The organism is Acinetobacter pittii (assembly GCF_022449185.1).
GTDB classification, from domain to species: domain Bacteria; phylum Pseudomonadota; class Gammaproteobacteria; order Pseudomonadales; family Moraxellaceae; genus Acinetobacter; species Acinetobacter pittii_I.
In genome coordinates, this window is record NZ_JAKUKO010000001.1 from 67647 (window position 1) to 81294 (window position 13648).

Consider the following 13648-nt stretch of genomic DNA (forward strand, 5'->3'; position numbering starts at 1 on the left):
CTCTATTCGACCTCTTTAGAGATTAAGTCGGTAGTCTTATGCATTGTTGGATTAATTAATAAAGAGAGTTCTATGTTTTTAGAAAAAAACAGTTGGTGTGCTGGTTGCAGCGAAAAGCTTCTAATATCTCCTTATAAAATTCTAGTAATTTGAGTAAATTTATGTGGGATACGGTCATTTCTATTTCTATTTTTGATCATTGGCTTTCAGAAGTAGAAGCTGATCAATCAAATATCATTTGCTACGACATCTCATTGAAAAATAATAGTTTAGATGACTATTTAAATGGAGAAGAAAAATTCTTAAACTTTTACTACCAACTTTTTGATGAATATTCTTTTAAAGATAATAAAAAAATAGATTTTGATGAATATAAAGCCACTGTTATAAAAAGTCTAAGAGAACAACAGTTAATGGATATTTATGTTCAAAATGGAAGAATAAGGCTACAAGGTGGATTTGATAGGACTGATCAGCTCTTTTTAGCTAATAGATCTTTGATTCCAGATATTATGAAAAAACTAGAAATAAGTAAATTACATGTTTTAGAGACAATGAGTTATGAAGATTATTTAAAATTAAAGTAATACACCTTATACGAAATTTATCAGTTCAATAAGTAAAAATCTGAGTGTTCCCAATAGGCTGATTTATCAAGTTGAATCTAAATTGCCGCATCAACTCTTTGGATAACGGCTGAGGCTGCTGTATTTGCATCATCAAAAGTTGTAAAAACTGTCCATGGCTAAACACAGCCAAATTCTTTTGATCATAATTTTCAGTTAATGCCTTTAGGTAATTGTGAACAGAGTGCTTGAGCTTGTTTATGTCCATGTTCACTTAAAGCAATCAAAGCATGCGAAAGGGTTTTTCCATTAATATTGGCTTCACTCTCAGCATGTCGAATCAGAAAAATACTCATATTATTTTATTGTTCAATTGCACGTATAGCACCTAAAGCAGTTACTTTTCTTCCCGCTTTTACTTTTGATATGTCGCAATCTTGCCAAAGCTCAGGAAGGCAGTTTTCTTTAGCAGACTTTAAAGCCGCGTCTAAATAACCGGGTAATTCTATCGTTCCTCCTCCTATTACTAATTGCGATGGGTTTAAAAGATTAATAACAGTTGCTATTCCAAGCCCTAAAGCTGTGCCTGCCTCTTTTATAACAGTTAAAGTTGCTTGATCTCCATTGTTAGCCATTAATGCTAGATTAGATGGGCTGAGTGCACATTGCTTGGCAATTGCTGAGCCACTTGCAACTTCATCTAAACGCTTAATTCCTTCATTACTTTTTACTGGTAAGTAACCTAGCTCACCAGCCCAACCACTAGCTCCCAGTAAGGGTTTTCCATTTATTATGAATGCAGCCCCAATACCTGTCCCAATCATAATAATGCCGCTTGCAGCATGAGCCGAGGAATCATTTAGTTCCGCATGCATGGCAGCTTTTACATCATTTAAGATAATTGTTTTACTACATAATAATTTTAATGCTTCATTTCCCTGCCAACCTATAAATGCAGGGAGGACATCACAATTAACAATGTGCCCATATTCGTTAACTAGACCCGGCACTGCTAGGCTTATGCTTTCGGGTTTAACTCCATGTTTTAAAATAAAAGATTGTAGGTGTGATATTAATTCTTCTGGGGTGAATGAAATTCCTGTACTAAATATCTCCTCAATTTCATCACATAATATTAATAATTTAGTACCTCCAAGGTCTACGCCAATTTTCTGTCTGTTCATCCGATACCTTATGTAAAAATCATTTTTTAAAATTCTATCGCGTCTAGAGGATAGTGTTTTTATAATTATCAGTGTTTGTGTAATAACTTTTAAATTTAATTCAAATGAAGATCTATCATTTTCCTTATGCTGAATATTCGCGTAAACATAACAAATAGTTGTTTACTAATTTTTCTGTTTTTATGCCTTTATAAACTCCCATTTAACAATAATCATCTCATTATTTATCCTTACTTTTTAATGATCTAAATTAAAACAAATGTCATTTTGTGTGCTTGACTGTAAAAGGACAGGGCACTATTCTTTGCCTGCTGGCCACATTGCCAGCCGGTTTTAGCAGACCGTGCTCAAGAACATTGAAAAAATTCATTTTTTTGATGTAGATCCGTTCGTCTCCCTTTTTGTAGCGGTAGGACGGAAGGGGGACACCTTAGGGTGTGCTGGGTCTTGAGCCAGTCTGCTAACCCCCTTTCGTTCTGCCACCATAATTCTATAAATGTCTGGCAGAACTCCAAATAAAAAGGAGTTGGCTTTGCACATCCATTATTTCTTGGCAGCCTTTGCCAAAGTCTATATCGACACCACTTAAATTTATAAGTAGCTTGATAGCCATTAGCACTTTCAGGCTTTAATTCGTCGCGACCAAAAACTTAATCAACAATAAAACTTGAGATGTGCAAAACACAGTCTTAACGGCTTTGCTATGCCTTTTTTTCTCCCAAAAAAGTATCTCACTTATCTACAACAATAATTTTATAACGGTAAAACTATGCCACATTTAGTGATCTCCCCACGTGCCATACAAGTCGTAAATAAATCAATTGATCTGTTTCACCATCACGGATTTCATACGGTTGGAGTCGACAGAATTGTGAAAGAGTCTCAAATTCCAAAAGCGACTTTTTATCATTACTTTCACTCTAAAGAGCGTTTTATCGAAATCTGCATGATCGTGCAAAAAGAACGTTTAAAAGAAAAAGTAGTTTCAATGGTTGAGTACACCAGTCAAACAAGTGTGGTGGATAAACTTAAGAAACTTTATGTCTTACATACCGATTTGGAGGGGCTTTACTATCTATTATTTAAAGCAATTTTTGAAACCAAACCGACCTATCCAAAAGCCTATATAACCACAATGAGATATAGAACATGGTTGCTTAATGAAATCTATAGTCAGTTAATAAAACTAAAAAGAGATGATTCCTTTCAGGACGCCAAATTATTTTTATATATGATTGAGGGGACTATTATTCAGCTTTTAAGCTCGGGTCAAGTAGGGGATAGAGAGATGATATTAGAATGTTTTTTGAAGCAGTTTAAAGAGACATAATATATGTAATTTATAATTTTAGAATATTTAATGTGCTTATTTTGAGATAAGTTTTTAAAAGAAGCAAAATAATATTACTAATAAAAGATTTAAAACATCTTCATTAAATCAGTTTTGAAGTGGATTGATAAATATTATTCTAAAATAAAAGTCCTTGTATGAAAGGACTTTTAATAGGGTGCCTATTTAAAATTATAAGAAGCTATCCCTTAAAGTTTGTTATTAAGACATCTCAGTTATTTTGTAAACCTCTGTGATATACATATAGAAAAAGAGATAAGTTACGATTAATGTTAATAGCCCTATAAATGGAGTAGTTACTTTTAAACTTTGTGGTGACAATTCAAATTGACTATTTTCTATTTGATTAGTGGTATCATTTTGATCGTTTTCAGTTTGAGTAGGGTTATTATTTGGACTATTTCTCATCTGATTAATCATGTCATTTTGTTTTTTATACTCTTTTGCCCAAATGAATAGTTGGATGAAAACAAAAGAAATACTGCTTACCACTAAAAATAAAACTAAATAAAAAATCATAATATTCTGTTTTTGTTGGTTTTTAAAAGTATCGCCTCGTATTTGATAAATATTATTATTTGAAGCTATTAACATTTCTGTTTCTTTATCTTCAAGGTGAAGTTTTTTTATTTCCGATTCTAGTCTTTCTATTCTTAATTTATTTTCAGTTTTTTTAACATCTGCATCTGTGAATGCTGTATTTTTTAATAAGTTAGTATTTTGAGGGGGCGTGGAAGTATCTGTTGTAGAGTAAACATTTATTGATAGTAATAATATTGTTTCAAAAACAATAATTTTAATAATTGAGTTCATTTTTAATTCTCCTTTTGGGGGTAACAGGGAGATCGAGAGGGGGACGTAGCACGAGTGGGGGTGGGTATTAATTGCATACAATATGGGCAATCATTTTTAGATTTAGTACTTGGGTTATCTCGTATATTGTTAGTAGAGTATTTTAAAGGAATACCTATTTCTTTATTTTTTTGATTTTTAGAATTGATATCTTCTACTTTTTTTAAGAGGATATCGCTATTTAATTGTTTATTATTTGGATACTCTGTTTGGAGAGAATTATTTGAAAATTCTTTTGAAAAAACAGAAGTACTTAGCAGGCAAATAATAACACTAGATAGGAATAATAATTTATTCATATTCTGCCTCACTATATTAACCTTATTATTCTAATTAATATTTTTTGCGCTTTTTTTGATCAAGTCAAGATATTTTTTTTGATAATATTTATTTATGTATATTGTTTTTAATTAATTTGAGAATTTCATACTATTTTATATTTATAAAATAGTATGAAATTTTAATAATTTTAAAAACTTAGAATGTATTTTGAATAATGACATCGTCGTAAGGAAGTTTGCCCACGCGTGGGTAAGGCTCGGAAGCCGACTTACCAACAGCAATCATTAAACACACCACATGGTCTTCAGGTAAGTTAATGAGCTTTGCCATTGCGTCAAAGTCAAAACCATCCATTGGGCAACTGTCTAAACCATGCTCTTGAGCAAGTAACATTAAAGTTTGAGCAAAAATACCTGCACTACGCATCACTTCGTCACGTTGGGTTTGTGGACGGTCACGGTAATATTGGTCAATTGCACCAGCCATAATATTTTGTACTTCTGGAGTCGCGCCATCCCACACACGCTTAGCATCAACTTCCCATGTATTTACTTTTGCACACAACACAATCAGTAATGATGATTCTGTAACTTGTGGTTGATCCCAAGCAATGGTGCGAATTTTTTGTCTTAACTCAGTATCTTCAATGATGACTGGACGCCAATGTTGTAAGTTAAAAGCGCTTGGCGCATTGGCTAAAACTTCTTGTAATAACTGCTTTTTGTTATCGTCAGAGAGTTGAAAAGTAGGGTCGAAGCGTTTAACTGCGCGGCGGTTACGGATGGCATCAATAACATTCATAAGATTTTCCTATCTCTTGGTTTGATCGTTTTTAAAATAACAAAGTAATATTTAAGCTTGGTTCATATTAAACTGAATTAACCTCGCAATATCGACTGTTCTTTCATAAATGAGTTCTGCTGCATGTTCGCAGGCTTGTTCTAATGTGATGGGGCCATTAGTTAGCGAAAATGCAGCTGTAACGCCGTGCTCATAAAGCGCTTGGTAGCCTTCGCCTAATGTCCCTGCAATCACAATGACTGGAACATTGTGTGTTTTGGCAATTTGACTCACCCCAAAAACGGTTTTACCGCTTAAGGTTTGCTGGTCAAATTTACCTTCGCCTGTAATGACCCAATCCGCGTTAGAGATTTTATGCTCAAGCTGATTCAGTTCAGCCACGACTTTAACCCCAGCCTTAAAGTCTGCATCTAAATAACTTTTGGCTGCAAAGCCCAAACCACCAGCAGCGCCAGAACCTGCTTCCTCTCGTTTGTCGAAACCTAAAAGCTCAGCAGAGACATCGGCAAAATGAGCGAGCGCTTCATCGAGTGACTTTACTTGAGTAGGGGAAGCACCTTTTTGTGGGCCAAAAACATGAGATGCACCATTTGGACCGCAAAGCGGATTGGTCACATCGGCAGCCAGTAAAAACCGTGTGTGCTCAATACGTGAGTCGAAATGTGTTAAATCAATTTCTGATAAGTTGCTTAGAGCGAGGCCACCTGCGGGTAAAACCTTTTGGTTGGCATCGAGCAAAAGAGCACCTAAAGCACTCAGTAATCCTGTGCCGCCATCATTAGTAGCACTACCGCCTACAGTTAAAATAATATCTTTTGCGCCTGCATCTAAAGCATCCAGAATGAGCTGGCCTGTTCCAAACGTTGTGCTGTGGCAAGCATCACGCTCTGACGGTGGGACTAACTGTATGCCGCTCGCTTGAGCCATTTCAATGATGGCGATTTTTTGTTTTTCTAACCATCCCCATTTGGCCTGAACAGGCTGACCTAATGGCCCGACTACAGTTTTTTCACGCCATTCACCTTCACAGACCTCTAACACTGCTTCAATAGTTCCTTCGCCGCCATCGGCCATCGGGCATAAAATCGTTTCTGCATGAGGAAAAACTTCTTGCCATCCTTTGGCAATGGCCTGAGCTACGTTTAAAGCAGGTAAGCTGTCTTTAAATGAATCAGGGGCGATTACAACCTTCATAAATGCTCTAATGCAGATAAATTTTTAATTGTTTTATACTGCTTAATGCGAAAAAAACATAGATAAAGTCGTGTAAGTGTCAATTTTAAAAAGCTTTCAATCGGTTAAAAATGAAACCTAATAATGTTTTTATCTGTAAAAGATAGAATTAATATCTATTTAAATCATTGTTTTGTATGTTTTTATGCAAATAACGTGGTTGGCTTGAATTATTGTAATTGTAAAGAATATGGCACATATTATAAGAACGGTTGAGCCAGCTTTTTAAAATATGGTGAATAACATACCAAGCGGACTCTACCCACAAGCTAGACAGCAGCGATTCTTGATATAAGCATAATTAAATTGTGGTTTTATTGGATCTGTTGAATGCCTAAGAAGAAATAAGAGGATGAAAAAGTGGATAATTCAGAAGAACAAAAGCACATACAGGAAAATAATAGTTTTGCGCGAATTGAGCCATATACTCATCCTGCTGGCGGGTGGGGCGCACTGCTGAGTGTTGCTCGAAACCTAAAGCGACAAGATATTTTAGGCAAAGGCTCAATTACCTTACTCAACATTAACCAGCCGACAGGTTTTGATTGTCCCGGCTGTGCATGGCCAGAAAAGAAAGACGCTCACGCATTTAACTTCTGTGAAAATGGTGCCAAAGCGGTTGCCTTTGAAGCAACCAGTAAAACCGTTACTCCTGAATATTTCGCAGGGCATACCGTCAGTTGGCTGTCAGAACAAAGCGATTTTTTCCTAGAAGACCTAGGCCGCTTAACCGACCCAGTTCGTTATGATGCTGCAACCGATAAATATGTTCCTATTTCGTGGGATGATGCATTTAAGCTCATTGCTCAACATTTACATGCACTAGATAACCCAGACCAAGCAGCGTTTTACACATCGGGACGTGCCAGTAACGAAGCCGCATTTTTATATCAATTGTTTGTGCGAAGCTTCGGTACAAATAACTTTCCAGACTGTTCCAACATGTGCCATGAAACCACAAGTGTTGGCTTGCTTGACTCGATTGGTTTAGGAAAGGGCACAGTCACCCTAGACGACTTTGATATAGCCGATGCAATTTTTAGTTTTGGGCATAACCCCGGCACGAACCATCCACGTATGTTAGGTACTTTGCGTGAAGTGTCTAAACGCGGCGGTAACATTATTGCGATTAACCCTATTAAAGAGCGAGGCCTCGAACGTTTCCAAGACCCGCAAGCACCGCTTGAAATGATGACTAACGGCAGTACGCCAATTAGTCGTTATTACTTCCAACCTAAAATTGGCGGTGACTATGCACTCATGTTAGGGATGTTAAAGCACTTAAATGAGTGGGATAAAAAAGCACTTGCCTCAGGTAAACCAAGCGTTTTTGACCGAAACTTTATTGCGGTTAATACCGTTGGTTTTGATGAAATGATTGCTGAGGTTGAAAGAACTGAATGGGCAGATATTTATAAACACTCAGGGTTGTCGCCTGAACATTTAGAAAAACTCTCCAAACTCTTTTTAGAATCAGAGCGTTCAATTTTTTGTTGGGGAATGGGTATTACTCAACACCGCCACGGAACAGCCAATGTACACATGCTGGCAAATTTATTGTTAGCACGTGGCCAAATTGGTAGGCCAGGTGCAGGGCTATGTCCAGTTCGTGGACACAGTAACGTGCAAGGCGACCGAACCATGGGCATTAATGAACTACCTAGCTCTAAATTACTCGACAACATTGATCGCGTATTTGGAATTAAATCACCGAGAAAAAATGGGCATGGTGTGGTCGAAACCATTAAAGCTATGGCTGAGGGCGAGGTCAAAGTCTTTATTGGTTTGGGCGGAAACTTTGCGGTTGCAACGCCAGATACGCCGTATACCCAAGAAGCGCTTAGAAAATGTAATTTAACCGTTCATGTCGCCACTAAGTTAAATCGTAGCCATTTGGTGTGTGGTAAAGATGCATTAATTTTGCCATGTTTGGGCCGTACCGAAATTGATGAACAGCTTCACGGCCCACAAGCAATTTCAGTTGAAGATTCAATGAGTAATGTCCACTTGTCGGCAGGGCGTAACACGCCAATTTCTGACAATATTTTGTCTGAACCAGATATCGTCGCCCGAATGGCCGAAGCAGTGCTTCCAGACAGTCAGATTAAATGGAAATGGTACATTGAAAGCTATGACCGTATCCGTGACTCAATTGCCGATGTCTTTGATGAGTTCCATGACTTTAATTTACGTGTCTATAAACCGGGTGGCTTCCACCTCGAACATCCAGCCAATCAGCACATCTGGAATACAAAAAGTGGTAAAGCGCAGTTTATGATTACACCGCTGAGTGAAGTCTATGCCGATAAAGAAAATCAGTACGCTGCCGCATATACCGAAAGTAAAGTTTATACATTAATGACCACGCGTTCTCATGACCAATACAACACTACTCTATATGGTCTAGATGACCGTTATCGTGGGGTTTTCGGTCAGCGCCGTGTGTTGTTTATGAATCAAGCTGATATTGATGAAGCTGGATTTGAAGCAAATCAGTGGGTCGATATTGAAAGTGTTTTCTCGGACGGTGTGAAACGTATCGTGCATAGTTTCCGTATTGTGCCGTACAACATTCCGCGAGGTAGTTTAGCCGCTTACTATCCGGAAACTAATCCTTTGGTGGCATTAAGCAGTCATGATAAATATGCCAAGATTCCTGCTTCAAAAAGTGTTCCTGTGATTTTGCATCCCGGAAATGCGCCAGAGCATTTTAACTTGGCAACAGCAGTTGCGCCTGAAGACGCTGATAAGAAAGTAAGCAACCTTTAATCAAAGGCAATATTAAAAAATGTCATCCAAACAAATGGCGCTCTAAACAAGCGCCATTTTGAAATAAAGGAAATAATTTTGACACCACATTCCTATGGGGTTGAAACATTACCAGTACAGCGGTTTAACAAAAACGACTCTGAAAATGTTTTAGATCATATTGTGCAAGAGTACCCAATTGCCTTGGTGTATAACGACATTTCGCATGCGGTGATGATGGCGACACCAACAGATGTCGAATTATTTGCCAAAGGTTTTAGTCTCTCAGAAGGCATTTTAACCAGCTTAAAAGAGCTATATGCGCTTGATCTACATCAAAATGAATTGGGCATTACGGTGGAAATGACTATTTCATCGAGAGCATTTGCTGCCTTAAAGGAACATCGCCGTATGATGGTCGGTCGTACAGGGTGTGGTTTGTGTGGAATTGAGAGTTTAGAGCAGTTTCAGTTAGACGTTCCTAAAATTACAACGCATGCATCAAAAATATGGCTTGAGCAAATTCCGAGTGCTATTTCCCATTTAAAAGCCCAACAGGAAATTACCGCTTTAACGGGTGGCGCACATGCCGCAGCGTGGGTGGTTGATGGTCACATTGTCGCTTTATTTGAAGATGTTGGCCGCCATAATGCCCTAGACAAATTAATCGGTTATTTAGCGCAACAAAACTACGACACCAGTTTAGGTTTTGTGGTGATGACCAGTCGGGCAAGTTATGAACTGATACGAAAATGTGCCCAGCTGAACATCAGCCTATTGGCGTCAATTTCAGCACCTACCAGCATGGCTATTCAATTAGCCAAACAATCTGGCCTGACTTTGGCAAGTTTTTGTAGGGGAGATAGATTTGTTTTATATACAGAAATTTAAAATATATTGTTCAAGGTGATGAACCTAAAATAGAGCTCATCTGACATTTCTTTGGCTTTTAAGCTAAGGATAGGTTTTATGGATTATTATAAAACTCTAAAGGTTCAGAGTCTGTCCAAATGTCTTGGTTACAATCACTAAAAGAATGGGCAAAACGTCTAAAAAAACAAATTATTATGCTTTGGTTTGCATCAAAGCATCCTCAAATGCCATGGTTCCCAAAAGTTATTGCTGTGGTGGCTGTGGCTTATGCCTTTAGTCCAATCGATTTAATTCCAGATTTTATTCCTATTTTAGGCCTTTTAGATGAGGCCATCATTCTACCGATGCTGATTTGGTTAGCTGTTCGTTTTACACCTCAACAAGTCATTTTAGATGCGGAACAACAAGCTAATGAATGGCTAGAAGAACATGAAAAAGGGCCACGAAATTATTTGGTTGCTGTACTTATTATTTTAATGTGGCTCACTCTTGCGGTCATGACTTACTTTTATTTTGGTGGTGGGTTGTAATTAAACTGAGTCTTGAAACCCTGTACTAATTTAATAGCCTTAACATTGTACTTTGCCACAACTCAAAGGATAATAACGTTTTTATAAGCTATGGGTTGCAGACAATGAAAATCGTCGCAGATGAAAATTTGGCATTTACCGATTACTTTTTTTCTGAGTTTGGCGATATTCAACACAAAGCAGGGCGTACTTTAACCCATGCAGATGTAAAAGATGCTCAAGCTTTACTGGTCCGCTCGGTTACTGCGGTTAACGCAAGTTTAATTGAAAACACAGCATTAAAATATGTGGGCAGTGCCACAATTGGGACCGATCATTTAGATATTGCAGCGTTAGAAAAACAAGGAATTACTTGGGCAAATGCGGCTGGTTGTAATGCGCAAGCGGTTGCTGAATATGTCATTACTGCTTTACTTCATTTAGATGCAAACCTTTTAGAACAACAAGAAAAATTTACCCTAGGCATTGTTGGCCTTGGCAACGTCGGTAAGCGTTTGGTCTATATGGCTCAGTTACTTGGTTGGAATGTAATTGGCTTTGACCCATATGTGAAACTAGACACAATTGAAAATGTAAGCTTAGAAACTTTGTTGCAACAAGCCAATGCCATTTCAATTCATGTGCCGCTTACAAAAAACGGTCAACATCCGACATATCATTTGTTTGATGAAAAAGCTTTTGCAGCACTTCAACCTGACACGATTTTAATTAATAGTGCACGTGGTCCAGTCGTGAAAGAAGTCGCTTTAATGGAGGATATTCATCGGACCCAGCGTAAAGTGGTGCTTGATGTATTTGAGCATGAACCAATCATATCAGAAGAACTTATAGACATGTTGGCTTTAGCAACACCGCATATTGCTGGTTATAGCCTTGAAGGAAAAGCCCGCGGTACACAAATGATTTATGAAGTGTTTTGCCAAAAGTTTGGATATGACATGAATAAGCGTTTTGAAACTCAGCTCCCTACATGCGAAGACTATTTTTCAGGACATGATTTAAAAGCAGTGTTAAAGCAAAAGTTAGCTCAGATTTATGATATTGCTCAAGATGATGCCAACATTCGTGCTTGCATTAAAGACGGAAAAGTAGAGCAAAAAGCATTTGATTTATTACGCAAGAATTATCCGCTGCGCCGTGAATGGGCAGCACATGGGGGACCACAGGCATGAGTTTAAGCTATCAACCTACTTGTTCAATTGATGCCTTAAAAGCACGTGCCAAGCTCTATACCCAAATTCGTCAGTTTTTTGCTGAACGTGGTGTCATGGAAGTCGAAACACCAATCGTTTCACAGGCAGGTGTCACCGATGTGCATTTAGCTTCAGTTCAGGCTTTGCGTCATATTAACGGCAAATTGCAAACTCAATATTTACAGACTTCACCAGAGTTTGCCATGAAGCGTTTATTGGCGAGCGGTAGTGGGCCGATTTATCAAATCTGTAAAGTTTTTCGAGACGATGAGCACGGGCGTAAACACAATAGTGAATTTACCATGCTTGAATGGTACCGTCCGGGTCTAGACTTAAAAGCGTTAATGCATGAAACAGCCGATTTATTGCAAACCTGTTTGCAGCATCGTTTTGGTGAAGTTCGTCCGTTTATTTTAAGTTATAAACATGCCTTTCAAGATCGTCTTGATATCAACCCTTTGCAGGCAACCTTGAAACAACTCAAAGATACGGCAAATCGTGTGGGGTTAAATCTCGACTTGGGCGATGATCGCCTAGCTTATATGGATTTGTTGTTTTCTCATTTTGTTGAACCAAGTTTAGGATTTGATGCTCCAGTTTTTTTAACTGACTTTCCACCAGAAATGGCCTCTTTGGCAAAAGTGAAAGTAGATGAAGATGGGGAAGAGGTCGCGGCGCGTTTTGAGGTTTATATTGAAGGCTTAGAGCTAGCCAATGCCTACGATGAATTGCTTGATGCAGACGTGTTACGTTCACGCTTTGAAGCAGATAATGCAGAGCGGGCTAAGCAAGGGCTTCATGTTATGCCTTTAGATGAGCATCTGTTAGCAGCATTGCCTCATATGCCGGAATGCTCAGGTATTGCTTTAGGTGTAGACCGTTTACTCATGGTTGCAATGGATCAGGTCAAAATTGAAAAAGTAGTGACCTTTCCAGCAGAAATTGCTTAAACGCTGACAAATAAAAAAAGCCACAATATTGTGGCTTTTTTATTTAGGATTTATTTAGCTTAAGCTTGTTGAATACCTGCAACAACCCAGTCTTGCTGAGAGCCAGCAGGCTTAACAAAGTGCCAGATTTCGGTAAACGGTTGTGGCAAGCTGTTTAGGTCTTCACTTACTGTACCAGTGAAACGTACGCTTACTACGTATTGACCATTTTCAGTTGCACTGTCTACAACCATCGCATTCAAGTTGCTAAATTCAGCAACGTCCTGATCTTGGTTTTCCATGATATCGTTATACATAGAACTATAAAGTTCTGGTGTTAAGTAACGGCGAATTTCTTCAATGTTACTTGCAGTATTCATCGATTGGATGTGATTAAAACGTTGACGTGCAATACGTAAAAACGCAGCTGGTTCACTACCATCTGGAAGTTGATTGCCATTGCTCGTGGTTACACCACCAAAAGGTGCTTGCGTTGCTGCACCGCCACCCACAGATTGACCAAAGATATTTGTATTATCGCCAGCATTACGTGGAGCTGCTTGTGGCGCAGCAGAACGGCCAAATGGGTTTTGACCGTTGCTATTTGGTGCGTAAGGGTTGTTACCCGCTAATTTTTTTTTTGATCCCAATTTACGGAATACAAAGAAAGCAAGAGCTGCGGCAAGCAATACCCAAATCCAACCTGGGATTCCACCTTTTTTCTCTTCTTGAGCTTGAGCCTGAGTAGCTTGTTGTTCAGTTGATGTCGGTTTGTCATCAGCTAAAGCATTTGCTGCTACAGCACCTACGGCAGCACCAGCCACACCAGCTGCAACCATTGAACCAACGCCTGGACCAGATTTCTGAGGCGCTGTAGTGGTTTGTTGAACTGGAGTCACTTGACGAGGTTGTTGATAAGATTGGCTTGAAGTAGTAGAACGTGCCATACCATGGCTTTTACCACCACCTGCACGTTTAGCTTCAGCAAGAGGAGAAATTGCTAAAGCAGCCATTAAAATACCGGTAATCAAGCCACGCTGGTGTACTTCCATAGGAAATTCCTGTTTAAAGTTAATTTGTAATAGTATTTATGCAGACTTTTACTC

The 13648-nt window shown here is 38.4% G+C and carries 14 protein-coding genes; 7 read left to right on the forward strand and 7 right to left on the reverse strand.

Annotated features, from left to right (window positions below):
• Positions 1–161 precede the first annotated feature (161 nt).
• Positions 162–587, forward strand: coding sequence for a hypothetical protein (locus MKX14_RS00275; RefSeq protein WP_046813556.1), 426 nt, complete (start codon positions 162–164; stop codon positions 585–587).
• A gap of 191 nt (positions 588–778) precedes the next feature.
• On the opposite strand, the gene MKX14_RS00280 is transcribed toward MKX14_RS00275, so the two are convergent.
• Together MKX14_RS00280 and MKX14_RS00285 are read right to left on the reverse strand one after the other, a co-directional pair.
• Positions 779–922 (reverse strand): phosphoglycerate mutase family protein, encoded by a 144-nt coding sequence (locus MKX14_RS00280; protein WP_052942555.1) that lies wholly within the window; start codon positions 920–922, stop codon positions 779–781.
• 6 nt (positions 923–928) lie between these two features.
• The gene (locus MKX14_RS00285; RefSeq protein WP_240281488.1) at positions 929–1750 is read right to left on the reverse strand and encodes an ROK family protein; all 822 of its coding nucleotides are present in this window, start codon (positions 1748–1750) and stop codon (positions 929–931) included.
• 769 nt (positions 1751–2519) lie between these two features.
• Here MKX14_RS00285 and MKX14_RS00290 point away from each other — a divergent pair.
• A complete protein-coding gene (locus MKX14_RS00290) occupies positions 2520–3080 on the forward strand; it encodes a TetR/AcrR family transcriptional regulator (RefSeq protein WP_240281489.1) in 561 nt (186 codons plus the stop codon).
• 222 nt (positions 3081–3302) lie between these two features.
• Here the strand turns inward: MKX14_RS00290 and MKX14_RS00295 are convergent, their stop codons facing one another.
• The 4 genes from MKX14_RS00295 to glxK all read right to left on the reverse strand — a co-directional run bounded on the left by MKX14_RS00295 (position 3303) and on the right by glxK (position 6230).
• A complete protein-coding gene (locus MKX14_RS00295) occupies positions 3303–3914 on the reverse strand; it encodes a hypothetical protein (RefSeq protein WP_240281490.1) in 612 nt (203 codons plus the stop codon).
• Positions 3915–3916: 2 nt separating this feature from the next.
• Positions 3917–4252, reverse strand: coding sequence for a hypothetical protein (locus MKX14_RS00300; RefSeq protein ID WP_146162157.1), 336 nt, complete (start codon positions 4250–4252; stop codon positions 3917–3919).
• A 178-nt stretch (positions 4253–4430) separates the two neighbouring features.
• Positions 4431–5036 carry a nitroreductase family protein gene (gene drgA, locus MKX14_RS00305; RefSeq protein ID WP_108011548.1) on the reverse strand — a complete coding sequence of 202 codons (606 nt, stop codon included), beginning with the start codon at positions 5034–5036 and terminating at the stop codon, positions 4431–4433.
• Positions 5037–5087: 51 nt separating this feature from the next.
• A complete protein-coding gene (glxK, locus tag MKX14_RS00310) occupies positions 5088–6230 on the reverse strand; it encodes a glycerate kinase (RefSeq protein ID WP_240281491.1) in 1143 nt (380 codons plus the stop codon).
• 399 nt (positions 6231–6629) lie between these two features.
• Here glxK and ydeP point away from each other — a divergent pair, with 399 nt between their 5' ends.
• The 5 genes from ydeP (at position 6630) to epmA (ending at position 12563) form a co-directional block, all read left to right on the forward strand.
• Positions 6630–9038: an FdhF/YdeP family oxidoreductase gene (gene ydeP, locus MKX14_RS00315; RefSeq protein ID WP_240281492.1), complete on the forward strand. Its 2409-nt coding sequence runs from the start codon at positions 6630–6632 to the stop codon at positions 9036–9038.
• Between the two features lie 78 nt (positions 9039–9116).
• On the forward strand, positions 9117–9908 hold the full coding sequence (fdhD, locus tag MKX14_RS00320; RefSeq protein ID WP_240281493.1) for a formate dehydrogenase accessory sulfurtransferase FdhD: 792 nt from the start codon (positions 9117–9119) through the stop codon (positions 9906–9908).
• Between the two features lie 119 nt (positions 9909–10027).
• Entirely contained in the window at positions 10028–10420 is a 393-nt protein-coding gene (locus MKX14_RS00325) for a YkvA family protein (RefSeq protein WP_240281494.1), read from the forward strand.
• Positions 10421–10524: 104 nt separating this feature from the next.
• Positions 10525–11592, forward strand: coding sequence for a 4-phosphoerythronate dehydrogenase (gene pdxB, locus MKX14_RS00330; protein ID WP_240281495.1), 1068 nt, complete (start codon positions 10525–10527; stop codon positions 11590–11592).
• Complete coding sequence (gene epmA, locus MKX14_RS00335) at positions 11589–12563, forward strand: EF-P lysine aminoacylase EpmA (RefSeq protein WP_039759715.1); 975 nt, start codon at positions 11589–11591, stop codon at positions 12561–12563. The genes pdxB and epmA overlap by 4 nt, the downstream gene beginning before the upstream one ends.
• 59 nt (positions 12564–12622) lie before the next feature.
• Here the strand turns inward: epmA and MKX14_RS00340 are convergent, their stop codons facing one another.
• Positions 12623–13594: a Tim44 domain-containing protein gene (locus MKX14_RS00340; protein ID WP_002118912.1), complete on the reverse strand. Its 972-nt coding sequence runs from the start codon at positions 13592–13594 to the stop codon at positions 12623–12625.
• Between the last annotated feature and the right edge of the window lie 54 nt (positions 13595–13648).

Bases quoted from the DNA above. Each gene is read 5' to 3' on its own strand.
- MKX14_RS00275 (WP_046813556.1), top strand. From the start codon at position 162: ATGTGGGATACGGTCATTTCTATTTCTATTTTTGATCATTGGCTTTCA.
- MKX14_RS00280 (WP_052942555.1), bottom strand. From the start codon at position 922: ATGAGTATTTTTCTGATTCGACATGCTGAGAGTGAAGCCAATATTAAT.
- MKX14_RS00285 (WP_240281488.1), bottom strand. From the start codon at position 1,750: ATGAACAGACAGAAAATTGGCGTAGACCTTGGAGGTACTAAATTATTA.
- MKX14_RS00290 (WP_240281489.1), top strand. From the start codon at position 2,520: ATGCCACATTTAGTGATCTCCCCACGTGCCATACAAGTCGTAAATAAA.
- MKX14_RS00295 (WP_240281490.1), bottom strand. From the start codon at position 3,914: ATGAACTCAATTATTAAAATTATTGTTTTTGAAACAATATTATTACTA.
- MKX14_RS00300 (WP_146162157.1), bottom strand. From the start codon at position 4,252: ATGAATAAATTATTATTCCTATCTAGTGTTATTATTTGCCTGCTAAGT.
- drgA (WP_108011548.1), bottom strand. From the start codon at position 5,036: ATGAATGTTATTGATGCCATCCGTAACCGCCGCGCAGTTAAACGCTTC.
- glxK (WP_240281491.1), bottom strand. From the start codon at position 6,230: ATGAAGGTTGTAATCGCCCCTGATTCATTTAAAGACAGCTTACCTGCT.
- MKX14_RS00325 (WP_240281494.1), top strand. From the start codon at position 10,028: ATGTCTTGGTTACAATCACTAAAAGAATGGGCAAAACGTCTAAAAAAA.
- pdxB (WP_240281495.1), top strand. From the start codon at position 10,525: ATGAAAATCGTCGCAGATGAAAATTTGGCATTTACCGATTACTTTTTT.
- epmA (WP_039759715.1), top strand. From the start codon at position 11,589: ATGAGTTTAAGCTATCAACCTACTTGTTCAATTGATGCCTTAAAAGCA.
- MKX14_RS00340 (WP_002118912.1), bottom strand. From the start codon at position 13,594: ATGGAAGTACACCAGCGTGGCTTGATTACCGGTATTTTAATGGCTGCT.